The organism is bacterium (Candidatus Blackallbacteria) CG13_big_fil_rev_8_21_14_2_50_49_14, assembly GCA_002783405.1.
In the GTDB taxonomy this organism is placed as follows: Bacteria; Cyanobacteriota; Sericytochromatia; order UBA7694; family UBA7694.
In genome coordinates this window covers 34,425-58,783 of the sequence record PFGG01000061.1, presented here as the reverse complement: position 1 = coordinate 58,783, position 24,359 = coordinate 34,425, and the positions used below count along the sequence as shown (strand labels likewise).

The following is a 24,359-nucleotide window of genomic DNA, read 5'->3' as shown; positions in this document are numbered from 1 at the left end:
CTTGTACAAATTTGTCGGCAATGGGGTCTCCCCGTAAAGATCCCGTTTTTTCAAGTGCACGGTCAATCAAGAAATGTACGCGCTCGTTGTCAATATTCATATACGTGGCTGCCTCATAGACTTCTTGCTCTTCAGCAGGTGTTAAGAGTTTATCAACCAATTTGGGTAAAATGGCCAATTTAACAAAGGTTTCTTCTTGCTCTTTTCGCTTTCTGAATTCTTCATCTTCGGGGCGACCTTCGAGCATCATTCGCCATTCAGTTGTGCTTTCAGGCCGCGAGCTCCATTTTATGCCCAACCCCTTCATGAGCCACTGTTCTTCTTGAGGCGGCATTTCAATACCCAAAGCCTGGGGCGGAAGCAGAGAATCTGATGCCAATCTTTCTTGAGGGGTTGGTGGGGTAATGCCTGTGACAGCTTTGTAATAGGTTGCAGCTAAGGCGTAGATATCTGTCCAGGGCCCTTGAATCCCATTGTGAGAATACTGTTCAAGCGGTGCGTAACCGGGTGACAGAAATACCATGGATTCGGTCTTTCCCGAAATTTGCTGGCGGGCAGAGCCAAAATCCAAGAGAATGGGCTGCCCTTTTCGGGTCATGTAAATATTTTCGGGTTTGATATCGCGATGATAGGATTTAAGTTCATGCACTTCATCAAGGGCATCTAATAAGGGAAAAAGCAGTTTTCTAACCTCTTGGGCAGGAAGTTTTCCTCCTTTTCGGGTTAAATAATCTTCAAGCGTCTCCCCTTCAAGATACTCCATGACGAAATAAGCCGTATTACAGTCTTCGAAAAAATGTCGGATTGTAATAATATTATGGCTTCTCAAGGTTGCCAATAAACGCGCTTCTGCAATAAATTTTTCTTTACCTGCGCGAAAAAGTTCCCCCTCTTGCCCAGAAGCAGGGATGACCGTTAAGCCGTCTTCTGCTCGGGTTGCGAAGCCTGTTGGGAAATATTCTTTGATGGCTACGCGGGTACCCAGGTTGCGATCATAGGCCAGATAAGTAATTCCGAAGCCACCGCAGCCCAAAACCCTGCCTATATAATACTGACGGTACAATCTATATTGCGGTTTTAAAAATCGCTTGTCGTATTCAAGCGGTTGAGGATATTGGCACTGGGTACACTGAGTAAGATTGCCTGCAATGATAGCAAAACAATTTAAACAATACTTTCGTGAATCAGTTACTGCTTGGGTATTCATTTTCTTCAGTCACTCATGATATTCCTCATTGTAGCGGAAATCAGGATATTTTGCTGTGACTGCCCTCTCTAAAATCTGAATCTGAAGTGAAAGCAAGCTCTCACGTTTCCTCTTTATACCCGAGACTTGTCTCGCTCAAACAGGCAATGTCTGTGATAATGTTAACTATTGAAATATAACTTTACAAAACTTAATTTTTGAGCTATAATCTGGCTATCGCTGGGTTCAAGGAGAGATTCAAATGGTAAGGTTATTGGATAAGGAGCTTAATTTTTTATTGGAACTGATACTCATTTTTCTTTTGAGTGCCTCGTTTTTTCCAGCTTTGCGCTGGGCTTCTGCTCAAGCTGGGCAGTTTATCTTGCTCAATCCCCTCCAAATACAAATCAGTAATCATCCATAGTGTGCATTGGGCGATTCCTGTCAGTGTTTTCATCTATACTGGTATGAACTCGTAACAGGAGGAGCCTTTGCAATGAAAAATTTACGTTTAAAAAATCCAGAATTCAAGCAATTGCAGGCCTTGTTAAAACAACCCGCACAGGATTGGAATCAGTTCTCAGAAGCTGAAAAAGTGGAGTTGAGTTTGAAATTCTTGGCTTTGCCTGAAATTAAACGTCAGGGTTCGCTCAGTGAGCAAACCAAACAGTTTTTGGCTCCGTCTGCATCAGATTTATATCCGCAGGTGAATCAATTGCTCAGTGAAATGCCTTTGGCCTTTGCTTCGATTGAAGACCTACTAAATCAGACAGCGGGACTGTTTCTGCTCTCAACGGGCGAAGACTGACGCGAACTACCAGCGTCCTCCACCCAGGGTGGTCGCAAAGAACTGTTGCATTTGTTTGATGCCTTTGTCAAAGCCAATTTGACCCATATAATTGCCAGCACGGTGAGATTCCACGCGGTTGGGAAAGACCTTATAAATCATGCGATCTTTTGGCAATTGGTATTCATTGCCCTCAATTTGCCCGCCTTTTTTGGACATAATATAGGATAAAATATCCAGGCTTTCAAGCCGTACAGCTTCTTTCATGGCATAGAATTTGGATTCCCGAATAATATCTTCGATGTCCTGGCCATTAAAATCTGAGGGTTGGGGCAGAATAGAGGTATCTACTTTGCCATGTATATCTGTAATTTTTGAATAGAGCTTTTTAAAGGCTTCGCAATTTCTTACAAAAAGGTCCTGATCAGTAACGACACGGGATTGAAGTTTGATTAAAGTTCCAGAGTAATCAACCCCAATGCCCATCGAAAGCACAGAGTTTGTTTTTTCAATCATTGACATGGCACGGGATAAATAGGTATACAAACGGGTAAAATGATGCTCAATAAATTCAGCGTCCTCAAGCAATTTTAAGCGTCCTGCGCTGAGTTCTACAAAACCATCCTCCACCTCATCGGGTTCAACTTTGACATGAGGCGGTAATCCCATCGCGGGCATTAAATGGTGCCACCATTCAATATTGGTAAGCGGGCTGGACGTGATGACCAGGCCACCGAACTCAATCTCAATTTTTTCTAAAGGGGTAAGATATCCGTAAGTCAAAGGGTCAATTCGAAAGCGGTGTTCGGTTTCCCATTTGCCAGTAAAACCTACTGTGCTCTGAATCATTTCGCGGGTATCCATCAGAGTCCTTAAACCTTTCTACATCTCAAGCCCAGTGCTTTGTTCAGCGCAAAGAACTCAGTTTCCTGAAGGGCTGAATTCTTGACTGGTACCAGTATACCATTCTGACGGGCTTCCGTCTCTTTCACAGCGAACAGAATTCAGCGCAGATCAGGGAGATGTAGAATCTGTCGCTTGACTGGGATTTGACTCAATTACTTTGACTGGGATTTCGTTTTGACTGTAGTATCCCAAACGCTTACGTGCAAGTTCTTCAATGCCTTGAGGGGTATTGAAATATTTGAGCGCTGTTTTTAGTGATTCCTGTTCTTTTCGTGCGACCAGGAGTTCCTGATCCAGAGAGACGGTATACTTTTGCAATCTAAACTCCTGGGTAATGAGATTTACCAGGTTTCCCGTTAAGTAGACAAAGGCCGCGATAAACAAAAGATGGTTTTTTTTCATGATTTCAATCCGCTCAGAAAATCTCTATTTAAGCCTAACACAGGCTTTTGTGTGAGAGATGTACAAATGACACAAAAAGGGTGACTTCTGAGACCTGATCGGGCCTGTTATACTTTGCAAAGTTTTACACAGGAGTTCAAAATGCATCCCGAAGATTTGTTGAGTGAATGGCTTCAGCTCTTAAAGATTGAAGAATCAACTGAAAAAGAGGCCTATCAAAAACAGGTTCTTGAAACCCCGCTCAAACTGCGAAAAGCCCAGGGAACCTGTTGGTATCCCGTTGTTATTAAACATACAGAGATAGGCTTTGGGCAAAATTTAGTTTTGGAATTGGAACGCACCACAGAATTGGACAAGCCCCACAGTTTTCAAAATGGCCAGATTTTGGCGCTTTTCAGTCAGACACATACCCAGCAAACCCCGTTGACAGGGGTTGCAAGTTCAGTGAGTAAAAATAAATTAAAATGGGTCTACTCTGGCGAAGAATTGCCGGATTGGTTAGACGATGGCAAATTGGGACTTGACCTCTGTTACGATGAAACGACCTATCGAGAAATGAGAAGAGCCGTTGAACGTCTGATTGGCGCGCAAAAATCACCCCTCAAACAGCTGCGCGAAGTCTTGTTTGGAGTCGTTTCGCCCATCGCCTATCCCCGCAGTCAATTTGCCGATCCGAGCCTGAATCCAGCCCAAACCGCTGCCGTGCAAAAAGTATTGGAAGCTGAAGATTTGGCCTTGATACACGGCCCACCGGGTACGGGAAAGACCACAACGCTGATTGCTGCTATTTCAGCGGTATTGAAATTGGAGGAGCAGGTTCTGGTCTCAGCACCCAGCAATACGGCCACGGATCTTCTCTGTTTGAAATTGTCTCAGGCTGGAGTTTCTGTCGTGCGTCTCGGGCATCCAGCCAGAATGTCAGAAGAGATTCTGGCCTTTACCCTTGAGCAGCAAATAAGTCAGCATCCTGGATATCCAGCACTTGAACTTTTAAGAAAAGAAGCGCGGCTTTTGCGTCAAAGGGCGCTGCGCTTTAAACGCAATTTTGGGCCAGCAGAACGTGCTCAACGCAGAGAAGAATTACAGGACGCACGAAAGATGTTGGCCCAGGCCCGTGAAATGGAACAGGGCATAGTGAACCATATTTTAGATCGCTCTCAAGCCATTCTCTGCACTTTGGTAGGGGCCTCCTATGAGGTTTTGTGGAAAAGACACTTCAATACTGTTTTTATCGATGAAGCGGCTCAGGCCCTGTTGGGTGGGAGTTTGATTCCCATTCAAAGGGCGCGACGAGTTGTTCTTGCTGGCGATCATTGTCAATTGCCGCCCACCGTAAAATCGCAAAGGGCTTTGGCGGGAGGGTTTAATCGGACTTTGTTTGAAATCTGTATTGAAGAACATCCCCAGGCTGCTGCACTCTTAAATATTCAATACCGCATGCATGAAGAGATCATGGGATTTTCAAGTCAGGAGTTCTATCAGGGACAACTGCTTGCAGATCCACTGGTTGCAGAACGAACTTTGCCCGAGAATTCAGAGCAGGCTTGGATTTCTCGTCCGCTTGAGTTTCTGGACACAGCGGGGTGTGGGCATGAGGAGGAAATGAACCCAGAAACACGTAGCCTTTCAAACTCTGGAGAAGCTGAATTGCTGATCAAACATTTGTTTCAGTTGGGCGAGGGCTTGCCGCGTCTTGAAACTGAAGCAGAGAGATTAACTCTGGGAATTATCTCACCCTATCGCGAACAGGTAAATCTATTGCAGTCCTTGCTAGAGAAAAGACCTGAGATCCAAGAATTCTTTCAAATCAGCATTGACACGGTGGATGGATTTCAAGGCCAAGAGCGGGATCTGATCTATATCTCTCTGGTAAGAAGCAATGATCAGGGGGAAATTGGGTTTTTAAAAGATACCCGACGCATGAATGTGGCGATGACGCGCGCGAAGAAAAAGCTTGTGGTGGTGGGGGACAGTGCAACCTTGGCCCATCACTCCTTTTATAAAGATTTTCTGGATTATTGTGAAGCGCTTGATGCCTGTCGCAGTGGCTGGGAATTTTTTTGAATTATTCCCATGCCTGAAAGATCCTGTCTGAACTTCGTTTTCAGTCAATACAAGCTGCTCTGCGGTACAATTACAGAAACGATCCGCGAATCTATTGTTTGAATTTTTGGAGAGCATGCTTCGAATGAAACACCCGTATCAAGATTTTATTACCCAAGTAGAGAAACCCGGACGCTATCTGGGGGGAGAATATCAATCCATTGTTAAGGATTGGGCAGAAACGCCTGTGCGCATTGGCCTTTCCTTTCCAGATCTTTACGAAATAGGCATGTCCCATATGGGCATGAAAATTCTCTATTCAATTTTAAACAAAGAACCCGATATTTTGGCTGAACGGGCTTATACTCCCTGGTTTGACATGGAGAAGGAATTACGTGATCGGCAATTGCCGATTTACAGTATGGAAAATGTAAAACCTCTCAATGCCTTTGATATTTTGGGCTTTTCTTTACAATATGAAATGACCTTTACCAATGTCCTCACCATGTTGGATCTGAGTGGAATCCCCATTTTGGCAGCTGATCGCGATACCCGTCAGCCATTGATCATTGCGGGGGGGCCTTGTGCCATGAATCCAGAACCCATGTCACGTTTTATTGATGCCTTTGTCATTGGCGATGGCGAAGAAATCTTTATCAAACTGGCAAGAACCTATGTTGCACTGCGGGATGCAGGAAAATCTAAAACTGAAATTTTAATTGCCCTTTCGCAACTGGGGGGGATTTATTGTCCTGCACTCTACGCGACACGGGAAGAGGAATTTACTGGCCTGACCGTTGTCGATCAGCCACTTTATGAGGGCGTTCCTGCCCTCGTGAAGCGCAATATTATTGAAAATATCAACGACTATCCCTATCCCGATGATTCACCTGTGCCCTTGACGGAAGCCGTTTTTGATCGCACCACCATGGAGATTGCCAGAGGCTGTACGGAGGGTTGTCGTTTTTGTCAGGCAGGGATCATTTACCGTCCGGTTCGCGAACGGGATCCTGATCAGATTATCAGCAGTGTTTTAAGCAGCATTGAAAAAGCTGGGTATGATGAGAGCAGTCTGACCTCGCTTTCTACAGCTGACTTCAGCTGTGTTTCACCCTTGGTAAAAAATTTGATGGAGAAACTGAAACAGAAGCGTGTTTCACTTTCGGTCTCTTCGCTGCGGGCTTATGGTTTAACCGGGGATTTGCTGGATGAAATTGCAGATGTTCGCAATACCAGTCTGACCTTTGCTCCTGAGGCTGGAACTCAGCGCATGCGGGATGTGATCAATAAAAATATTACTGAAGAAGACATTGCCCAGAGTGCCCATAATATTTTTGCACGGGGTTGGCGCAAAATGAAACTCTATTTCATGATTGGCTTGCCCACTGAAATGGATGAAGATGTGGTGGGAATTGCTGATACCGCCGCTCGGATGTTGGATATCGCGAAAAAGTATTATAAAAATTGGAAGATGGTAAATGTTACCGCTTCAATCTCCTCTTTTGTGCCCAAACCACATACCCCCTTCCAATGGTGCCAAATGATGGATTTGCCTGAAATTCAGCGCAAACAGGGCCTGTTGATGGGCTTGGCACGAAAATACCAGATTGGTCTCAAGTGGCATGAGTCTTTAATCAGCCATATCGAGGGCATCATTGCCCGTGGGGATCGAAAAGTAGGAGCTGTAATTGAGGGCGCCTGGAGAAAAGGGGCCCGTTTGGACGGTTGGGGAAACTTTTTGAAGTTTGATGATTGGATGGCGGCCATTGAGGAAGCCGGGATCGATAAATATACCTATTTGCGAACTCTCCCGCTTGATTCTCAATTGCCCTGGGGACATATCCATGTAGGTGTTGAGCCTAAATTTATTATTCAAGAATATAAACGAGCGCTCAAAGATCGGCTTTCTCCCCCCTGTGGCAAACCTTTTACTGCAAAGGTACATTCTACCAATCTTGCTGATCATGAAGCGGATCAACGCAAATTGATCTGTTATTCCTGTGGAATTGCCTGTGATATGAAGCAGATGCGAGAAGAGCGGGGAGAGTATCTTGTAAAATTGGGGGCGCTTGAAAAACGCGAAGTTCTTGAAACACCTGAGGTTGGGCAGGTGAGAGCGCCCAAATTAGAGAAGTTTGAACAGTCAGAACCCTTTACCTATCGGGCTTTGTATACAAAATTAAAAAGGGCACAATTTGTAAGCCATTCTGATTTGATTCGATCCTTGCCAAGAATCATTCGCAGGGCGAATCTTGAGGCTTATTATTCGCAAGGTTATCACCCCAAACCCGTGATGGTTTTCGCACCTGCTTTAAGTTTGGGGGTTCCCAGTTTTGGGGAGTATCTTGATTTTCAATTGGTTGAAGATTTGCCTGTCAATCAAGTGCTTGAGCGTTTAAATGCCGTCTGTCCTGAGGGGATTCAATTTCTCTCGATTGAAAAGGTAGAAAACAACAATAAAGATTTGGCAAAACGGATCAATGGCGCTACCTATCTGGTAGGGATTCAAAAATCTACGCTGATGGGTTTGATGCAAGTACGCGAAGATCATTTGCTAGAAACCTTAGCAAAGCGCATTCAGGCAATTTTGGAAAGCGAGCATTTATGGGTTACCCGAAAACGGCGGGATCGCGTCCGCGAAGTGGATATTCGGCCTTTGCTTGGCAAAATTGAAATAATGGATTCTGAAGACTTAGCAAGCATGCTTTCTCAATTGGATTGGGAAACAGATCAGCTCTTTCTGCGTATGGAAATGCAAATTGCAGGCACAGACAGCTTGAAGCCCGAAGAAATTCTTAAATCTTTGTTTGGGCACGATGATTTTTATTATGCGACAGCCCGGCTTTCGCTTCAGCCGTTTCAAGCAGAACTTCAACTCGAAACCGTTGAGGTTTAAATGAGCGTTTGGGAACTTTTATTCGCACGAATTCATCTTTTGTATTAAAGTGATGAAATTAACACTTACGAAAGCTATATCGAGGAGGCAAAATCTGTGAAAAATTCAAAATTCCTGGTCAGACTGATGTTGGCCACTGCCCTGGCAACGGGTAGTTTAAGTTATTCACTTTCGCTCACGCAACCTGTTCAGGCCCAGGCCATTCAAACCATGGGGGCAGGCACGATTGATTGGACCAATGGCTCCATGAAGGTTACGGGTTCGGGGGCTCCCCCTGCCAAAGGCAGTGCTGCCCAAAAAAGATTGATGGCACGTCGTGCTGCTGTCGCTGATGGTTACAGACAGTTAGCCGAGTTGATAAATGGGGTACGTGTAGATTCTGAAACCATCGTAAAAGATTTTGTAACTGAAAGCGATACGATTCGCACCCAGGTTTCTGCTTTGATCAAAGGCGCAAAAATTGGCGATACCCGGTATCTGTCTGACGGAAGCGTTGAAGTGGATATGATGTTGGGCATGTATGGCCGCAACAGCCTGTCTTCTGTGGTTCAGCCCACCGTATTAAAAGATCACCAAGTCAACCACCCCACACCCGCCAAAACGCCTGAACCGACCGTGGTGAGAACCCCTGAGCCCCCGATAGAACCCAGTACCCCAGATTATAGTGGCACAGGCTATACCGGCGTGATTATCGATTGCAAAGGTTTGGGCGTGGCCCCTGGTATGAGCCCCATGATTATGGATGCAAATGGCAAAGAAGTGTATATCGGAGATCGTCCGATTGACCCCGACATGGTTGTAAACATTGGCATTGTTGGCTATATGCGTTCAATGAGTGAAGCCAAATCCAGCAGCCGTGTAGGTAAGAATCCCTTGGTGATTCGTGCCAATCAAGCAGGTGGCAAGACCCGTGTAGATGCTGTTCTTTCCAGCCAAAATGCTCAGCTATTGCTTCAGGCAGACAGCCGGAAATCCTTTTTAAGTGAATCGAAAGTGATTTTCGTAATCGATTAGTATACTTTGATAAAAAGGCCAGTTGAATTTTCAACTGGCCTTTTTTATTGGCGCTCAGATTTTATTGAGCCTCAGAGGTTTACTTTGACTTCTTTTTGATAGCTTAATTGCTGGGTGTTTGGGAGGGTGAGGGTATAGTTTATAAAGACCGTTTCACCTATGAGGGCCTGGCGTTGAGAATCCAAGGGTACGGTAAAAGGTTCATTGCTTTGTGTGAGCACAGATTTGCCAGAAGTGATCAGTTCACCTGCTGCACTGCTGCCATTTGTTATTACAGATTGTGCCAGATAATACTCTACCTGGACCACTCCCCAATTCCAGACGATCGGTGCGCCACTTAATTTAAACAACATGAAATTGAGCTCAATGCCCGTGGGTTTGCGTTTGAGAAAGATATCGGTACCTTTTGCTTCATCCAGAGCAGGATCATACAGGGGGGTGGCCGTTGGGCTGGGGGTGGGGAGGGGAGTGGCTGAAACTGTTGCTTCAGGAGTGGGCGAGGGGAGGCCTGAGGCTTGAGGCTGGAGAGTCGCGTCAGGGACTGGGGTGGGGCTGGGTGAGGAGAGCGTGTCTGGAGGTAAAAAATAGGGGGTGCTGGAGGCTTGTGGCGTGAGGGTAGATGGATTTTCACCGTTTGGAAGTGGCTGGGCTTCCAGGGCGAGATCCTGAACCTGTTTTGACGATTTCAGGGCAACCGTCACTGCCTGAGGTTGGTAGCCTGGTGCTTCAGCAATCAATTTCATTTCGCCGATTTCAAGGTTTTCAAAAGCAAAAAATCCTGTTTGATCGGTTTGGGTTTCAAGCGTATTCAGACGGACCTTGACACCCGCAAGCAAGGCTTGCGTTTTCGCGTTTTTGACAATGCCGGTCAGTTGAACTTTTGTTCCCGCTGCTTGCGGAACGAGTGTGGCTGAACTTGCTGAAATGGGCTCTGCAGTTAGCGGTTGGTTTTCAATCACAGGATCCAGGCAACTGGCAAGACTGAAGAGACTCAGTCCCAGAAGACAAAGTTTATTAGTGCTCAAGCCGTGCATTCCCCATTCCTGACTTTTCATCTATTGTGGCACTTTCGGCGCGCAAAAATCCACTCAATAGTGCGTTTTATCCACATACATTGACGATCACATATTCAAAATCAAGCTATTTGTTATATTCTTAAGATAGGGTTATTTATCAAAATTTAATTTTTCCCTTGAAAATGAGCTGCAAAGTGAGAATCTGCCTATGTGTCAAGCGAAAATTATTCTGAGTATGGTATTGGCCATAAGTACTTTGGGAAGCACTTTACCTGCTTCAGCGCATGAAGACACTGAAAACTGGTTAAGTGCCAGCGCAAAGCAGGAATCCAATTTTCGTTTGATTCCCTCGAAGGTGGTGGGAGTGAATGATGCTGAACGAGAAGCCGGTGTGATTGGGTTTAAGGATTTGCTTCCCCATTTGCAAAAGGTCAATGAGCGTTTTCATATTTTTTCTCCCCAAGCCTATCAACATTTTGTAGAAAACTTTCACTATCCTTTTCGCCAAAGTTTTGATCTGAATGAGAAAAAACCTCCGACACAAGTTGTTTTGCACTGGACAGCCAATAAACGAACAGATATTCCCCTCTATACACTTTCTGCTTTTTTGCGTCGCATGCAACGTGGCAGAGTCGTTGAACGTCCGCATGCCTATAAAAATGTTTCAAACTATTTTTTGACAGGCAATATTGCCCAGACAGAGAGTGGGGCTCAAGCGCAATTGGTCAAGATGACCCGTGGGGATTTAAGCCATGGCGGAGATATTCCGCGTGTGACAGCTTATCCCACAGGGGATGCTTGGGATGATAATAAATATGATGGACGTGGAGCAATTGGGATTGAAATTGAAAGTCCTGATTTCACTACCTTTTATCAGAATTCTAGCCAAAGAGAAAAATTACATAATTTTTTAATTCTTGTTCTGAAGGAACGGGGAGTTCTCAAGCAGTTTCAAGAAATTCGTGAGTCTGCAGCTTGGGACGATTTGCTGAAGATTCATGCTTATTTAAGCCAGAATCTGAAAGCATTGGATGTGCAGTCGAATGGTGGAATTCCTCGAAATTGGCAGCTTTTACACCTGATCTCGCGGAATATTCCAGGTATTCAATCAGAGAGTTTGAAAACAGCGGAATCAATCTTTCAGTTTATTTCTGGGCATGGCGTTATTGCACATGAATATAACCGTCGCATGGTTCAGGCCGGCCGTCCCAAAGAGGCAGATTACGATAAAATCGATTTTACTGGACCCCATGTTTTTTTGGTGGCCATGGATTTATTGAAGAGTGAAATGCATTACCTTGGCAACGAGGCCTATCAAAATTATGATTTGGCCACCCAACGTTTAATTGATGCACAAAAACAAACCCGCACTGTGTCTGATCTTTCTCCTGTTTCTCATGACGTGGGGAGTATTTCTGGCCCCCCCTTGCTTTTTTACCAGGCTTTTCCCAGCAGTGATGAACCCAATGCCGTCCACGAACCTCATTAAACCTGGGGTACAATGATTAAAAATTGACGGAGAGGAACATCAAGTGTTGAAGCGCTATCTTGCCGCACTTGTTGGGCTTTTGCTCTGGACGGGGCCGGCCCAAGCCCTTTGGGTGCCCGCACAGTCGGTTCCGGGCGAGGGCAAATTATCTGGACATAAGCACGAAATTTTCAGTGTCGCCTTTAGTCCAGATGGAAATTATCTCGCTTCAGGCAGTTTTGATGGCACGACTCGGATTTGGGAAACCAAAAATTGGAGTTTGCTGCATGAGCTGGCAGGTCATGCCAATTGGATTTCTGCAGTGGCCTTCAGCCCGGATGGAAGATGGTTAGCTACTGCTGGCTTGGATCGTCGCGTTCAAATCTGGGATCTGATTACGGGAGCGAATCTCTTTTCCTCCATGGAGCATACCAAGGGCGTACTCAGTCTGGTTTTTAGCCCCGATGGCAAACAACTGGCCAGTGGCGGGCTCGATGGCCGTATCCTGATTCATCAATTATCCGATTGGAAAAATCTTAAAACCTTAGCCCCCCAATCGGGTGGCATTGCTGCTTTGACCTATAGTCCCGATGGAAAATATCTTGTTTCGAGTGCCTATGATGATACTGCGATTCGGATGTGGGATGCGCTCTCTGGGGAAGCTGGGCCTGTTTTGCCAGGGCATTTGAAGGAAGTTTACGCCTTAAGTTTCAGCCCTGATGGAAAATATCTTGCCAGTGCTGGGGAAGATCGAATGATTCGGCTCTGGGATATGCACGAAAAAAAAACGATTTCAAAATTTGCCGGCCATTCTCAACCTATCTGGACTTTGGCGTTTAGCCCCGATGGTCGCTTTCTGAGCAGTGGCAGTTTGGGAGATCAATCCCTACGTTTTTGGACGGTTCCGCAGGGGGTCAATACCCAGTCTCTCTATGGAATTCCTGCTAAGACCTATGCTTTAAGTTTCAACCCGGTTCAACCGCTCTTGGCAAGTGGTCACAATGACCCAGACATCCGTATTTGGGAAAATATTCAACCCGGCTCTGCACCCGCGATGGGAAGTGCTTCTGCTCGGGCCATCGCCAATTGGTTCAATCCTGCTTTATCCTTGCGTTTAGTCGGCATTGACGATGATGCCAAAGACAATTCAAACGGGAATCACAATCATCGCATTGAGCCGGGTGAGCTGATAGAAATTGTCTTGGCGCTTGAGAACGAAGGGACTTCCCCGCTGAAAAACCTCAAAATTGATCTCAAACTGAATTCTGAACAGGCCCTTTTTCAAGGGGAAAGTACAGCGTATCAACTTGAGGAATTGGCAATGGGTGAACAAGTTCCTTTGGTTTTACCCGTGTTTATTCCGAAAAAATTTGCTGATAAGGTTTTGAATATCCAAGTCTCTATGCAGGCAGCCAATTTATCCAAGCCCATACTTCAAAACCTGAGTATTGATCTGACACTTGCTTATCCTTTGCCCGAAGTGAAAGGTGAAAAACCATGAGGAGCTGTGTGGTTGTTGGGGCCGGAATTTCTGGAATTATCGCTGCGCGACGCTTACAGAAGAAGGGTGTTGCAGTCAAAGTGATTGAAAAATCGAAAGGTTTTGGTGGACGCATGGCCACGCGCAGAGTGGGCGAGGCTGTTTTTGATCATGGGGCTCAGTATCTCACTGTGCATGGAATGTTTTTTCGCGTCGTGATTGAAGATTTGCAGGATCAGGGCTTGGTGAAGGAGTGGGGGCGCGGCTTTTTAAATGGTGACAAAATTTTGAATATGGATGGCTATTTGCGTTTTTTTGGCAGCCAGGGCATGGCTTCGATTGCACAAAAATTAGCCGAACCGCTTGAGATTTGTTTAGAAGAGAATATAGTCTCTTTGCAAGCAAAGGATTCAGAATGGATACTTCAATCTGAATCTGGGGGAAGCTGGCAGGCCGATGCTGTGATTTTATCGCCCCCGCTGCCGCAGTCTCTGACACTTTTAAATAAATCTGGAATTGAACCAGAAGAAGAAATATTGCAGCGCTTAAAAGCCGTCAAGTTTGATCCCTGCATTGTGGTCATGGCTGAATTAGAAGCACCCAGTACTTTGCCCTCTCCAGGGGCTCTGTCGCAAAAAGATCCAATGAGCCCGATTGCTTGGATTGCAGATAACCAGGCCAAGGGCATTTCACCCGTGCCAGCACTGACCATTCAAGCCACAGCTCACTTCAGTCGCAGCCATTGGAAGGAGGAAAAAGAGGCTGTGGGTTTGAAGCTTTGGGAGGCTGCCCAGAAATATAATTCTGTAAATTATGTCGCCTTAGATGTGCACAAGTGGCGTTTTGCCCAGGTTCAAAACCCGCTGCAGGAAAATTATTTTGAGTTAAATCACCCCTTGCCACTTTATCTGGCTGGGGATGCCTTTGGCGACCCCTTTAATCCTGTGGAAGGTGCCGCAGTTTCTGGTCTGGAATCAGCGAAGGCGCTTTTGAAGCGATGGGCTTAATGGCATCGCCAATTTTCAGATGCCCCTGGGGCTCATGCGCGATCAGGTTTTCGCCAAATATCGCTTGATTTTGCCAGCTGATTTGCGTCTGTAATTGCTTTAGTAACTGGGGGTGCTCGCTTTTGCCCGTCTCAGGATTTTGAGTAATCATGACACAGCGGGTACAGGGTTTAACAGCCTGAAATTTATAATCTCCAATCTTGAGAAAGCCCCACGCATTTTCTTCCCAGGCCAGATTGCCTTTGACTACCAGATTGGGGCGAAACAAACGTTGATTTAAACTTGCCCCTGTTTCAGCAGCAAGAGCGTTTAAAGAAGCTTCAGAGGTCAATAAAAAAGGGTATCCATCTGCAAAGCTGACTTCTGCTCCTGGGGCCCAGGTCTCTGAGGTGGGGCGAAGGCTTGAATCTGGAAGGTAAACCAAACTGACCGTTTGCCCCAGTTGCTCAGAAAACCAGTGATCCAACTGTTCGGAGAGCTGTTCAGCAAGTACCAGGCTATTCCAGATCTTGACTTGCATTGGCTTGGCAGATGGGTAGGGTGGGAAGGGAATTTGAATGAAGCTTCCCTGCGGATTGAAGACGCGCAAAGCTTCGTTCAATTCTACCTTGAGTGAAGCCATGGCCGGAATTTTACGTTGGCTCAAAAATTTGCCTTGGGAATCTACCAGCATCCAACGTCTGTCAAAGAGCAATCCCCGTGCCTCAAACCGGGATGCTTGAAGTTCAATGCCCTGTAGAGACTTGATCGGGTAGATCCAAATTTGCGAAAGCTTCATGATTTGAGTTGATTGGCGTAAATTTCTTTGGCGGGTCTGAAGAGTATCCAGGAAGTCAGAATATATTTATCATTGGTCAGGGGAATATGCCCTTTATGGGTATGGGTATAGCCGCAAGGGGCAAAAACAAGTTGTCCACGGGTAGGCTTGAATTTTAAGTTCTGATAGAGAAATTCAGTTTCTCCGCCTTCTCGTACATCGTTTAAATAATACATAAACAACATCACGCGATGTAAGGGCGATTGATCGGGATCCGCAGTCATCGAGGGATAGGTTTCAGAGTGAAAGTGGTGGTATCCCCCTTGTTTGCGTTGATATTTCTGGAGATTGATAGTGCCCAGATGGTAAATTTTACGAATCAAAGCTTCAACGGTTTCATCATCCAGAATGGCGATGATTTCAGGGGTTATCATCATGGTACCCCCTTCTGGATTGGGAATGGACATGGCCACTGCACCCGTTAGCAGATGGGGATATTTTCTGACATATTGAACCAGGTAGCGAAAGGTACGGTTGACTATCCAGGTATTTTCTTTTTCCCAGGCAGGATCCAATGAGATATTGATATCCAGACTGTCTTTTGCCGTTGCATTATAACCATGTCCAGTAATGCCGGGTTCTTTGGTTTTGCTGCGTTCAAACTTTTTGATTAATTCCTGTGACTCTTCAGGGCTAAGTACCTGGTCAAAGGCTTGAATAAACTGTGCCATGGTGAACCTCTTGATTAAGCATTTGCAGGTATTTTATCAGCTCTTGTGTGCTTGACTACACCAATGACGCCAGATTTCTCGATAATAGGCTTCGCATTCAGCGCTGAATTCGGAAAGATTGGAAACCGAAGAATTGAATAAATCTTTTCTTAGGCAAGCGCGGTAAGCATTCAATTGTTCGCTATCCTGGATCAGTTTCACTGCTTTATCGATATAGTTTTGGCCTGAATTTGCTAAAAATTCAGGATGACCGATTGCATGCATCAGGCTTTCTGCACCTCGGTTTCCTCCCTGTAGAGAGATAATGGGGACTCCCATATACAAAGCTTCGCATGCTGAGATTCCGGCTTGATAGGGGAAAGTATCTAAAACCAGATCGACTGATTGGTAAGCCTGAACATGTTCTCTTTGAGAGGTTCGGCCCGCAAATAAAATGCGCTCTGGGGCAATGCCTTTTGCTTTAAACAGCAGGCGATAATAGGCTTGCGCTCCCGCATGATCAAGCCCCCTGTCTTTAAGCAGAAGGCGTGATTCAGGAATGGTTCTCAGAATTTCGGCCCAAAGTGTGAGCATGCTGTGATTGATTTTGAGCACCTGATGAAAGGCACCAAAACAGGGAGAGGGGGGGCGGGTCTTTCTGTGGGGCTCAAAATTCTGAATGTCTTGGTCAGCCAACCAATGAAAGATACTGCTGAGATACAAGGGCTGCTCTGGCACTGCTTGTGCCAATTCCGGGGGAAGAAGATAGTGATCCGTAAAAATATAATCCATACTGGCCAGGCCTGAAGTCCAGCCAAATCCAAGACCTGTTATTTGGATTGGAGCGGGTTTAGCGGCGAAAATATCCAGTCGGTTCCCGAAAGTGGGGCCATTTAAATCTACCAGAATATCGATTTTGTCATTTTGAATGCATTTGACAGCGTCTTCAGTAGAAAAACCTTCAATATTCCGCAAACAATGGGCCTGATTTTGAAACCATTCGTGCATTGGCCCCTCACGTCCAATGGTGGCATAGGCGTAGACTTCAAAGGCTTGGGAATTTTTTAAGGCAAACAAAGGGGCATACATATGCACCACAGAATGGTCATAAAAGTCTGAAGAGACATAGCCGATCCTGATTTTTTTCTCGGGATCGATGTTTACTTGATAGGCGCTCGCTTGGGGATGATGGTGTGCTAAGATTTGACCATATTCCTGGAAGGGTCTGATTCTGGCTTTGAAATTCAATTCTGGGTCGAGTAAATAGCTCCAAAGATAGGCTTGGTGTGTTTTGAAAAGTTTAAGATTCAAGCTCAGGCTTTGTTCCAGCCAAAATCTAGCTCGCTTGGGCAACCCCGATTGTTGTGAGCATATCCCCAAGACAAGATAGAGTGAAGCATTTGCTGGAGCTTCTTCTTGCATTTGAAGCAAGAGCATTTCTATAAATTGAAAATGGCCTTGAAATACGAGAGTGATGAGCTGATCCCAGTAGCGGGTTTGTTCATTTTCAGAAAGACAGAGGCTCAAGGCCTGTAAAATTAAAACTGCACCCAGATCAAAATCTCTGAGTTGCCAGGCCTTTTCAATTGCAGCGTCCAATTGAGATCGGTGCTTCAAATGGAATACCTGGCCTCTCCTGATATGCTTACCTATAACAGTATAAAGCAGTCAGATTTTTCTCTTCAGTTAGAAATGCTCAAAAATTGATTTCTGTTATACTTTTTTCTGGTTTAGTCTGAAAGAAATATTGAGGCCAGTGAAGATGAAGTGTTTAAAATGTGGCACAAATAGTCTATATCGTGCAAGAAGCAATGGAAAATGTCCTCAATGTGGAAAACGCTTTGTCTTTGAGCCGAAAAGAGGAGACCCTTATACGGATGGTTTTTTTCAGGCAGCCTTGACGCAGATCTCAGCCAAACAGAGCTTGTATTTTCATCCACGGCATTTGTATTTTGAATTGGCAAGAAGAAAAAAGGCAAAACCTCTTCAAAATCCCAAAGCAGCAGCGATAGGAACCGTGGTTGCGGGTCTGATTTTTGGTGTAATTATGTCTTTTCCGCTTGCCTCTTTTTTGGGGAATGCCTTCTTTCTTGTAGCTTTGGTCTATTTATTCATCCTATTCCGGGCTGCAAAAAAAGTCATCAGTGCAGCTGAATCCCCTGAAATCCAGTTCAAATGGCTTGATTTTAGCAAACACCTGAATCGCTGGAAAGCGGTAGAGGGGGAGACGATTCCCTATTTACTTCAAACTTCTGATAAACCGTCAAAATTGATAGCCGCCCCCCCCTTTAAGGACTTGTTGGACTATAGTGTTGAGCGGCTGATTCTCTGTGATAAACCAGAGATCGTTGATTTCTTGGTTGCCAATCAATTTCATTTGGAGCAAAAATGTGCCATTCTCAGTTTTAATGGCTATCCACGCGAGAATTTTGAAGAAATTCGTGCCATGCTTCAACGCAGTGAACATTTAATGGTCTATTTTATCCACAATGCCAGTCTCAATGGCTGCAGTATGGTTTCAGAATTGAAACGCCCTGAGTGGTTTCCCCATGCGAAGATCTTTGATTTGGGCTTGAATCCTGTGCATGCGGAAAAATTTAAGGGTTTATGGGAAAAATCAAACAGTCCCTTTCGTACGCTTGCAGGTTATTCTGAGGAAGAATTGGCATGGTTGAAAGAATGGAAACTTGATTTGATGGTGATTCCCCCCAGTCGTTTGTTGCGGCATTTACGCAATCAAATCAATGCCCATCAGGAAAAAATTGTGGATGCCTATGCCGCAGGGGATGGTGTTTCAGATTTTGGCGTAGAATCGGGTTTTGTTTTAGATTTTGATGATGGTGGAGGGGGAGATTTTGGTTAGTTTGGGGCTTTCAAAAAAACAAACCCATGTCCGACCCTTGGCCAAAGGGGAACTTGTTTTGCCTGGGCAAAGACAGAGAAATTTCCCTGTTATTGCAGGGGGCGTGGGTCTTTCTGTTTCACAGACTCACACGCTTGAGCAAAGCTGGAGGGCCCAGGGGGTCATTCCTCAATTCATGCAAGGTTTACGTTTTGAAAGCTATGCCTGTGAAGTGGGGGGGCAGGACCTGCGCACAGCCCAGGCTTGGAAGCAGCAGATTCAGCAGGGGCAAATTTCAGCGGTAAAGGGTGGCTTTGTGGTGGCTGACCATGAATCCGACAGACAGTTAAGCCTTTACCGTGACCCCATGGGCGAGAGAACCCTGTTTTATACGCGTATTGGTGCCGGGTTGATATATGCCTCAAATTTAGATTTGTTATTGGCCTCTGGGATGGTTCAACGGAGTTTAAATCTGGATGCGCTTGCCCGCTATCTGAGTTATGCTTATCTGCCCGGACGCGAGACGCTTTTAAACGATGTTTTTGAACTTCTGCCTGGAGAAGCACTCCACTGGAGCCAGGGAGAAGTCAAAACCGAGCATTTTTGGACTTTGCCCGAAATAGACAGGGAATGCTCTGAAGAGACTGCCATTCGGCTTTTGCGTGAGGAGCTGGAGTCGGCCATCCTCAGGCGAATGCCCGCTCAGGAAACTGTTTGTGCCTCACTTTCAGGAGGCATTGATTCCAGTCTGGTCGTGGCTTTGCTGTCAAAGTTTAGTTTAAGCAAGGTGCGAACCTGGTCTGTCTCCTTTGGCGAGAAGTATCGCAATGAACTTCCTTTCAGTCAGGCCCTTGCTGAAGCTGCGCAGACTGAACATCAGATTTTAGAGATAATGCCGCAAACGGTGATGCATTTTTTAGATGCAACCCTTGCTTGCTTAGGGAATCCGATCGGCGATCCTTTGACAGTACCCAATGCTTTGCTGTTTCGAACTGCAAACGCCTATGGCCCTGTGCTCTTCAATGGCGAAGGGGGGGATCCGCTTTTTGGGGGGCCCAAAAATATCCCCATGTTGCTCTCAGCACTTTATCTTCAAGAAACTAAAACCCCTGAATTTGAATTGGCGCGTACCTATTTGCACAGCTATCGCAAGCTTTATGCCGACCTGCCTCAGCTTTTTGAACCTGAAACCCTCAAAGCCTTGACCCCTGGCGGCTTGGAGAAAGACTTAATTCCCTGGTTTTCAGCTCAATCAGAACAAAGTTTGGTGCACCAGTTGATGAGCGCCAATACCCGTTTAAAAGGTTCACACCATATTCTCTACAAGGTCAATGCCATCAGCCAGAAATTGGGAGTGTATCCCGCCTCTCCACTCTTTGATAAAAATATTGCTGAACTTGCGTTTTCAATGCCGCCACAATTTAAACTGCGCGGGGGAGTTGAAAAATACATTTTAAAGCAGGCAGTTTCAGATTTGCTCCCTGCTCAAATCCTCAATCGACCCAAAAGTGGAATGCAGGTGCCTGTTGAGCAGTGGTTTAAACCGGGTGGGCCCTTAAACCGCGAGGCAAAGCATCGTCTGCGCAATCTGGCCAAATATCCATGGTTTAAGCGAGACTATTTTCAGCGCTTAGCGGCTTGGGATTTGGGGGGATATCTGCCCCGTCATGGTCTCAAAGTATGGATTTTACTCAGCCTTGAGGCCTGGCTCAGGTACTATATTGGAGGGCCCTAAGTTCCGCTTTTAGAGAACATCTTGGGTTATAATGCCCCCTTAGATAAAAGAATACGAGGAATGCATGGGACAGTTTTCACTATTTGATACAGAAGAATTTGTGAAAGATGAAGTATTTATCTTTTTCGATACCGAAACCAATGGTTTGCCTTATAATTTCAACGCGCCGATCACTGAAGTGGATAATTGGCCCCGTATGATTCAATTGGCCTGGATTCAGGCTGATGCCCAGCAAAATGAGCTATCACGGGGAGATTATTTGATTTTTCCTGAAAATTTTTATGTTTACGAAAGTGTTCATGGAATTACCAATGATCAAGCTATGAAAGAAGGGCATGACTTAACGGAAGTGCTGCAAAAATTTTCAAAGGTAGTTCAGGAGTCGACAGTCTTGGTCGCGCATAATATTTCCTTCGATGATAAAATCTTAGGCGCGGAATTTATCCGCAAAGGCTTGCCGAACCCGATGAAGGAACTCAACCGTATTTGTACAATGGAAAGTACAGTGGATTTTGTGGCGATCAAATCTGGCAACCGCAATAAATTTCCAAAACTTGAAGAATTGCATCATAAGCTCTTCAATATGGGTTTTGAAGGTGCACACAATGCCATGGTGGATGTCGAGGCTCTTGCCCGCTGTTTCTGGGAGTTGAAAAAAAACAATATTGTTTCACTCTACTAAAATGAAAATTGCACTTTGCGGAACAGGTCTCATGGGTGCGCCCATGGCACAAGAATGGCAAATTTTGGGCAACCAGGTTTCAGTTTGGAACCGAACGCTGTCTAAGGCCGAACCCCTAGCGACTTATGGGATAAAGGTTTCTCAAACCCCCTCTGAAGCGCTGGTTGAGGCTCAAGTTTTGGTTCTCATGCTCAGTGATTATTCAGCCTCTCAGGCAGTAGTGCAGACATTTTCTTCAGGAGAGCTTCGCAATAAGACGATCTTGCAAATGGGAACCTTGGCCCCTGAGCAAAACTTAGCACTGCAGGAATTCATTCGTTCTGAGGGGGGGCATTTTCTTGAAGCACCGGTTTTGGGAAGTATTGCGCAAGTCAAGGCCCATGAATTGATTTGCATGGTGGGAGGGGAGGAGTCGCTCTGCTTAGAGTTCCTGCCAATTTTGGAGCAGCTCTGTAAATCTGTAAAGTGGATCGGGCCAGTGGGCTCTGCTTCCAGTTTGAAACTGGCACTTAATCAAATGATCCCCTCTTTACTGGCGGTCTTTGGACTCAGCTTGGAATTTGTGCGTGCTTCTGGCGTGCCTGTTTCAACATTTATGGAAATTTTAGAGCAAAGTGCCTTAAATGCACCCACCTTTGCAAAAAAACTTCCCCGCTACCTGAGCCAGGATTATACCCACCCCAATTTTCCTGTTCGCCATATGCTGAAGGATCTCGCACTTTTTGAATCGGCCTCAGCGGGGATGGACTTGAATACAGGCAGTTTAATGTCGGTTAAAGCCCTCTTAAATCAAGCCGCGGAGGCCGGTTTTGCAGACCAGGATTATTCAGCCCTGCTGACCTCGATTAAAAACTGAATTTCAGATAAGGATTCTGGCTGCGTGTTTGATTTAAGCGGTGTTTTCAAACAAAATTGTAAATTTTCAGTACAATGAAGGAATCTCTCCCCATTTTTTCTTGTGCAGATGCGGTCGACTTCTGTGTACAGGCGCTTCGAACTCAGGGTTGTTTTCTCTGGCAGAATGTTTTTGCAACTAAAGCTTTAAGGCTTTTGAAGGAGCAACTTGAAGTAAAATTTGACAAGGCAGAAGTTGCTTATCTTTCAGGTAAAATGCACCCCTCTGTCTATCAGGAGCGCTATCAGTACGGACATTTGCCCGCAGAACTTGAAGGTGACTTCGTTTCTGAGAGCTTAAAATTATTGGCTGTTCCAGCGCTTCAGCCACTCTTAAAGAGCTTGTTTGGAGCTGAAGTGGCGATTCTTATAAAAAATTCCCTGCCGCGCAGACAGTCTCATCAATGGCCCCAGCGGGTGATTCCTTTTCATCAGGATGCTGAATTTTTGGGGGGCTGCCCTGCGATAAATTTTTGGATTCCTTTGAATGCCTGTGGCCAAAATGCTCCGGGTTTAGAACTTTTGCGAGAACCCCAGCAAAAACTTTGGTTTCAGATCGGTTCAGATCGCCAGACACCCTTTGTTGAACAACGCGATGAGCGCATTGTTCTCGCACAGAATCGCAAAGACGCCTTTTGGAAACCTGAGATGGAACCCGGTGATTTACTGGTTTTTGATTCTTACCTTTTGCATCGTACTTCGCTCTTGCCTTCTATGTGGGAAACCCGATACAGCCTTGAGATCAGATTGGCTCCAATGGCATTTGCTCAATATCTACCCCATCTTAAATTGCAGCTTTAGTTCCCAATCAGACTTGTCAAAGCCAGAATCTACGGCCCCTCTCGATAGATTGCACAAAAAAAGGTATAATGTTGACATGCAATCAAACGCAGCAGGCTTCAATGTAGCAATTTTTAAAGGAGTAATGAAGCAGTGGACGTTCTGAAGGTGTCATCGCGGTCTAAACCTACTTCTGTCGCAGGGGCTCTGGCGGGAGTTGTTAGGGAAAAAGGATATGTTGAAATACAGGCTATTGGTGCGGGTGCTGTCAACCAAGCCATTAAGGCCATTGCAATTGCAAGAGGCTATGTCGCACCCAGTGGACTGGATCTTGTTTTTATTCCTGCCTTTGTCGATGTGATGATCGATGGCGAAGAAAGAACTGCAATTAAATTAATGGTGGAAGCACGGCGCTAATGGTAATCACAATTCTTGCAATCGTAATGGGTTTTATTATGACCTTGGGGGGCCTTGCACCCAATGTTGCCAATGGTATTCTGCACGATCGTGTGGATAAAGCCTTGAATCACCCAGAACACTTACGTGTCAAAGTGCATGCAAATGCTCCCAGCTTTTCGCTGCTTGGAGGGCAATTGGCTTATCTTGAAATGGATGCGAAACGTTTCACGCTTTCTGATTTCCCGGTGGAATCTTTATCGTTACGTGTCGATCAGGTGAATTTGGACACTGATAAATTACAACTCAATCAACCGACACAAGGGGTTGTTAAAATTCGCATCAATGAATCTGATCTCAATAAATTTCTGCAATCCGATACCTTTAAAGTTATGCTTGAAAAAATCATGAAGAACCAGGAACTGCTGGCTTCTTTTGGTGCGGATATTACCATGCTCAGTGTGGATTTACAGAAAGGCAAAGCCATACTTTCTGGCAAGGCCACGACCATGGGGGGGTTCTTTACCATTCCTTTTGAGGTTGGTGGGCATTTTAAGCTGGGAACCGAACGTACTTTGCTGGTTTCAAATGCACAAGCCGTTACCATGGATCATCCCATTTCTCCTGATGTGATCCAATCTGTTTTGAATGAGGTCAATCCCCTGATTGATCTGACAAAGTTCAGCAATGAGGATATGCAATTGTATTTTAGAGAACTTCACTTTTTAGAGGATGCAGTTGAAATTCTGGCTGAAGTTGAATTGAAAAAAATTCCGAAGTAATTCTGAGTAATTTAAAAAAGCACCCACCCATTTGAGGTGCTTTTTTTTACTTCGTTGCTTAAAAACAACTACAGGCTTTTCTTCCGGTTGAGAACCCCAGATCATTGCGGAATAGGGGGCCAAAACAAAAAGCCCAGGTTCTGCCTGGGCTTTCAAATTTCGAATCAATTAGACGTGTTGGCTGACCATGTTTGAAAGGCGGGCCTTGGGAACTGCGCCTACGATTTGGTCTGCAACTTGACCTTCTTTGAACAGGAGCAGAGAGGGAATGCCACTGATGTGATAATTGACTGCCGTTTGAGGATTATCGTCTGTATTCACTTTGACAACTTTTAATTTGCCTTCATATTCTTTGGCGATTTCTTCTACCACGGGAGTCACCAAGCGACAGGGGCCGCACCAGGGTGCCCAAAAGTCTACCAATACGGGTGAACCAGCTTTAAGCACTTCTTCTTCAAAATTTTGATCTGTAACTTCTTGTAGCGCCATGTTGGATTAAAAATCTCCTTACCAATTCTTGGCTACCTGGGAGAGGGCCCAGGAATGCATTGAATTATAGCACAAGCCCAATCCCAG

22 protein-coding genes are annotated in these 24,359 nt (G+C 45.4%); 14 read left to right on the top strand and 8 right to left on the bottom strand.

All coding sequences use genetic code 11. From position 1 onward, the window contains the following. A partial coding sequence (locus COW20_15090; GenBank protein ID PIW46753.1) for a hypothetical protein occupies nucleotides 1-1,207 on the bottom strand: 1,207 nt, incomplete at its 3' end. A gap of 475 nt (nucleotides 1,208-1,682) precedes the next feature. Between COW20_15090 and COW20_15085 the strand changes: the two genes are divergently transcribed. Further along, on the top strand, nucleotides 1,683-1,994 hold the full coding sequence (locus COW20_15085) for a hypothetical protein (GenBank protein ID PIW46752.1): 312 nt from the start codon (nucleotides 1,683-1,685) through the stop codon (nucleotides 1,992-1,994). 6 nt (nucleotides 1,995-2,000) lie between these two features. On the opposite strand, the gene COW20_15080 is transcribed toward COW20_15085, so the two are convergent. Together COW20_15080 and COW20_15075 are read right to left on the bottom strand one after the other, a co-directional pair. Next, nucleotides 2,001-2,837 carry a hypothetical protein gene (locus tag COW20_15080; protein PIW46751.1) on the bottom strand — a complete coding sequence of 279 codons (837 nt, stop codon included), beginning with the start codon at nucleotides 2,835-2,837 and terminating at the stop codon, nucleotides 2,001-2,003. Between the two features lie 150 nt (nucleotides 2,838-2,987). Continuing rightward, nucleotides 2,988-3,281: a hypothetical protein gene (locus COW20_15075; protein ID PIW46750.1), complete on the bottom strand. Its 294-nt coding sequence runs from the start codon at nucleotides 3,279-3,281 to the stop codon at nucleotides 2,988-2,990. A 141-nt stretch (nucleotides 3,282-3,422) separates the two neighbouring features. Here COW20_15075 and COW20_15070 point away from each other — a divergent pair, with 141 nt between their 5' ends. The 3 genes from COW20_15070 (at nucleotide 3,423) to COW20_15060 (ending at nucleotide 9,234) form a co-directional block, all read left to right on the top strand. After that, nucleotides 3,423-5,345, top strand: coding sequence for an IGHMBP2 family helicase (locus tag COW20_15070; GenBank protein PIW46749.1), 1,923 nt, complete (start codon nucleotides 3,423-3,425; stop codon nucleotides 5,343-5,345). A gap of 94 nt (nucleotides 5,346-5,439) precedes the next feature. Next, nucleotides 5,440-8,220 carry a B12-binding domain-containing radical SAM protein gene (locus COW20_15065; protein PIW46748.1) on the top strand — a complete coding sequence of 927 codons (2,781 nt, stop codon included), beginning with the start codon at nucleotides 5,440-5,442 and terminating at the stop codon, nucleotides 8,218-8,220. Between the two features lie 96 nt (nucleotides 8,221-8,316). Next, on the top strand, nucleotides 8,317-9,234 hold the full coding sequence (locus tag COW20_15060; GenBank protein PIW46747.1) for a hypothetical protein: 918 nt from the start codon (nucleotides 8,317-8,319) through the stop codon (nucleotides 9,232-9,234). A 71-nt stretch (nucleotides 9,235-9,305) separates the two neighbouring features. Here the strand turns inward: COW20_15060 and COW20_15055 are convergent, their stop codons facing one another. Then, complete coding sequence (locus COW20_15055) at nucleotides 9,306-10,289, bottom strand: hypothetical protein (protein ID PIW46746.1); 984 nt, start codon at nucleotides 10,287-10,289, stop codon at nucleotides 9,306-9,308. A 169-nt stretch (nucleotides 10,290-10,458) separates the two neighbouring features. Between COW20_15055 and COW20_15050 the strand changes: the two genes are divergently transcribed. The 3 genes from COW20_15050 to COW20_15040 are packed head-to-tail and all read left to right on the top strand — an operon-like array spanning nucleotide 10,459 to nucleotide 14,205. Next, complete coding sequence (locus tag COW20_15050) at nucleotides 10,459-11,739, top strand: hypothetical protein (GenBank protein PIW46745.1); 1,281 nt, start codon at nucleotides 10,459-10,461, stop codon at nucleotides 11,737-11,739. A 43-nt stretch (nucleotides 11,740-11,782) separates the two neighbouring features. Further along, nucleotides 11,783-13,219, top strand: coding sequence for a hypothetical protein (locus COW20_15045; protein ID PIW46744.1), 1,437 nt, complete (start codon nucleotides 11,783-11,785; stop codon nucleotides 13,217-13,219). Further along, on the top strand, nucleotides 13,216-14,205 hold the full coding sequence (locus COW20_15040; GenBank protein ID PIW46743.1) for an NAD/FAD-dependent oxidoreductase: 990 nt from the start codon (nucleotides 13,216-13,218) through the stop codon (nucleotides 14,203-14,205). The genes COW20_15045 and COW20_15040 overlap by 4 nt, the downstream gene beginning before the upstream one ends. Here the strand turns inward: COW20_15040 and COW20_15035 are convergent. Genes COW20_15035 through COW20_15025 form a run of 3 tightly spaced genes read right to left on the bottom strand, consistent with a single transcriptional unit; the run spans nucleotide 14,135 to nucleotide 17,289 of the window. Then, nucleotides 14,135-14,983: an MOSC domain-containing protein gene (locus tag COW20_15035; protein PIW46742.1), complete on the bottom strand. Its 849-nt coding sequence runs from the start codon at nucleotides 14,981-14,983 to the stop codon at nucleotides 14,135-14,137. The genes COW20_15040 and COW20_15035 overlap by 71 nt on opposite strands. After that, entirely contained in the window at nucleotides 14,980-15,693 is a 714-nt protein-coding gene (locus COW20_15030) for a hypothetical protein (protein ID PIW46741.1), read from the bottom strand. The genes COW20_15035 and COW20_15030 overlap by 4 nt, the downstream gene beginning before the upstream one ends. Nucleotides 15,694-15,729: 36 nt before the next feature. Continuing rightward, on the bottom strand, nucleotides 15,730-17,289 hold the full coding sequence (locus tag COW20_15025) for a hypothetical protein (GenBank protein ID PIW46740.1): 1,560 nt from the start codon (nucleotides 17,287-17,289) through the stop codon (nucleotides 15,730-15,732). Nucleotides 17,290-17,434: 145 nt separating this feature from the next. Between COW20_15025 and COW20_15020 the strand changes: the two genes are divergently transcribed. From COW20_15020 to COW20_14990, 7 genes are all read left to right on the top strand, one after another. After that, nucleotides 17,435-18,535, top strand: a complete 1,101-nt coding sequence (locus COW20_15020; protein ID PIW46739.1) for a hypothetical protein — start codon at nucleotides 17,435-17,437, stop codon at nucleotides 18,533-18,535. Further along, entirely contained in the window at nucleotides 18,507-20,249 is a 1,743-nt protein-coding gene (locus COW20_15015) for an asparagine synthase (GenBank protein ID PIW46738.1), read from the top strand. Before COW20_15020 ends, COW20_15015 begins: the two co-directional genes overlap by 29 nt. 64 nt (nucleotides 20,250-20,313) lie before the next feature. Next, entirely contained in the window at nucleotides 20,314-20,931 is a 618-nt protein-coding gene (locus COW20_15010; protein PIW46737.1) for a 3'-5' exonuclease, read from the top strand. 1 nt (nucleotide 20,932) lies between these two features. Further along, nucleotides 20,933-21,787: a hydroxyacid dehydrogenase gene (locus COW20_15005; protein PIW46736.1), complete on the top strand. Its 855-nt coding sequence runs from the start codon at nucleotides 20,933-20,935 to the stop codon at nucleotides 21,785-21,787. A gap of 74 nt (nucleotides 21,788-21,861) precedes the next feature. Beyond that, a complete protein-coding gene (locus tag COW20_15000; protein ID PIW46735.1) occupies nucleotides 21,862-22,626 on the top strand; it encodes a hypothetical protein in 765 nt (254 codons plus the stop codon). Nucleotides 22,627-22,758: 132 nt separating this feature from the next. Next, the gene (locus tag COW20_14995) at nucleotides 22,759-23,022 is read left to right on the top strand and encodes a stage V sporulation protein S (GenBank protein ID PIW46734.1); all 264 of its coding nucleotides are present in this window, start codon (nucleotides 22,759-22,761) and stop codon (nucleotides 23,020-23,022) included. Next, entirely contained in the window at nucleotides 23,022-23,783 is a 762-nt protein-coding gene (locus tag COW20_14990; GenBank protein PIW46733.1) for a hypothetical protein, read from the top strand. The genes COW20_14995 and COW20_14990 overlap by 1 nt, the downstream gene beginning before the upstream one ends. 168 nt (nucleotides 23,784-23,951) lie before the next feature. Here COW20_14990 and trxA read toward each other — a convergent pair whose 3' ends face one another. Continuing rightward, nucleotides 23,952-24,272 (bottom strand): thioredoxin, encoded by a 321-nt coding sequence (gene trxA / locus COW20_14985; GenBank protein ID PIW46732.1) that lies wholly within the window; start codon nucleotides 24,270-24,272, stop codon nucleotides 23,952-23,954. Nucleotides 24,273-24,359 lie beyond the last annotated feature (87 nt).

Excerpts from the sequence above, each read along its gene's own strand:
- COW20_15085 (PIW46752.1), top strand. The coding sequence starts at position 1,683 with ATGAAAAATTTACGTTTAAAAAATCCAGAATTCAAGCAATTGCAGGCC.
- COW20_15080 (PIW46751.1), bottom strand. The coding sequence starts at position 2,837 with ATGGATACCCGCGAAATGATTCAGAGCACAGTAGGTTTTACTGGCAAA.
- COW20_15075 (PIW46750.1), bottom strand. The coding sequence starts at position 3,281 with ATGAAAAAAAACCATCTTTTGTTTATCGCGGCCTTTGTCTACTTAACG.
- COW20_15070 (PIW46749.1), top strand. The coding sequence starts at position 3,423 with ATGCATCCCGAAGATTTGTTGAGTGAATGGCTTCAGCTCTTAAAGATT.
- COW20_15055 (PIW46746.1), bottom strand. The coding sequence starts at position 10,289 with ATGAAAAGTCAGGAATGGGGAATGCACGGCTTGAGCACTAATAAACTT.
- COW20_15050 (PIW46745.1), top strand. The coding sequence starts at position 10,459 with ATGTGTCAAGCGAAAATTATTCTGAGTATGGTATTGGCCATAAGTACT.
- COW20_15040 (PIW46743.1), top strand. The coding sequence starts at position 13,216 with ATGAGGAGCTGTGTGGTTGTTGGGGCCGGAATTTCTGGAATTATCGCT.
- COW20_15035 (PIW46742.1), bottom strand. The coding sequence starts at position 14,983 with ATGAAGCTTTCGCAAATTTGGATCTACCCGATCAAGTCTCTACAGGGC.
- COW20_15030 (PIW46741.1), bottom strand. The coding sequence starts at position 15,693 with ATGGCACAGTTTATTCAAGCCTTTGACCAGGTACTTAGCCCTGAAGAG.
- COW20_15020 (PIW46739.1), top strand. The coding sequence starts at position 17,435 with ATGAAGTGTTTAAAATGTGGCACAAATAGTCTATATCGTGCAAGAAGC.
- COW20_15015 (PIW46738.1), top strand. The coding sequence starts at position 18,507 with ATGATGGTGGAGGGGGAGATTTTGGTTAGTTTGGGGCTTTCAAAAAAA.
- COW20_15010 (PIW46737.1), top strand. The coding sequence starts at position 20,314 with ATGGGACAGTTTTCACTATTTGATACAGAAGAATTTGTGAAAGATGAA.
- COW20_15005 (PIW46736.1), top strand. The coding sequence starts at position 20,933 with ATGAAAATTGCACTTTGCGGAACAGGTCTCATGGGTGCGCCCATGGCA.
- COW20_15000 (PIW46735.1), top strand. The coding sequence starts at position 21,862 with ATGAAGGAATCTCTCCCCATTTTTTCTTGTGCAGATGCGGTCGACTTC.
- COW20_14990 (PIW46733.1), top strand. The coding sequence starts at position 23,022 with ATGGTAATCACAATTCTTGCAATCGTAATGGGTTTTATTATGACCTTG.
- trxA (PIW46732.1), bottom strand. The coding sequence starts at position 24,272 with ATGGCGCTACAAGAAGTTACAGATCAAAATTTTGAAGAAGAAGTGCTT.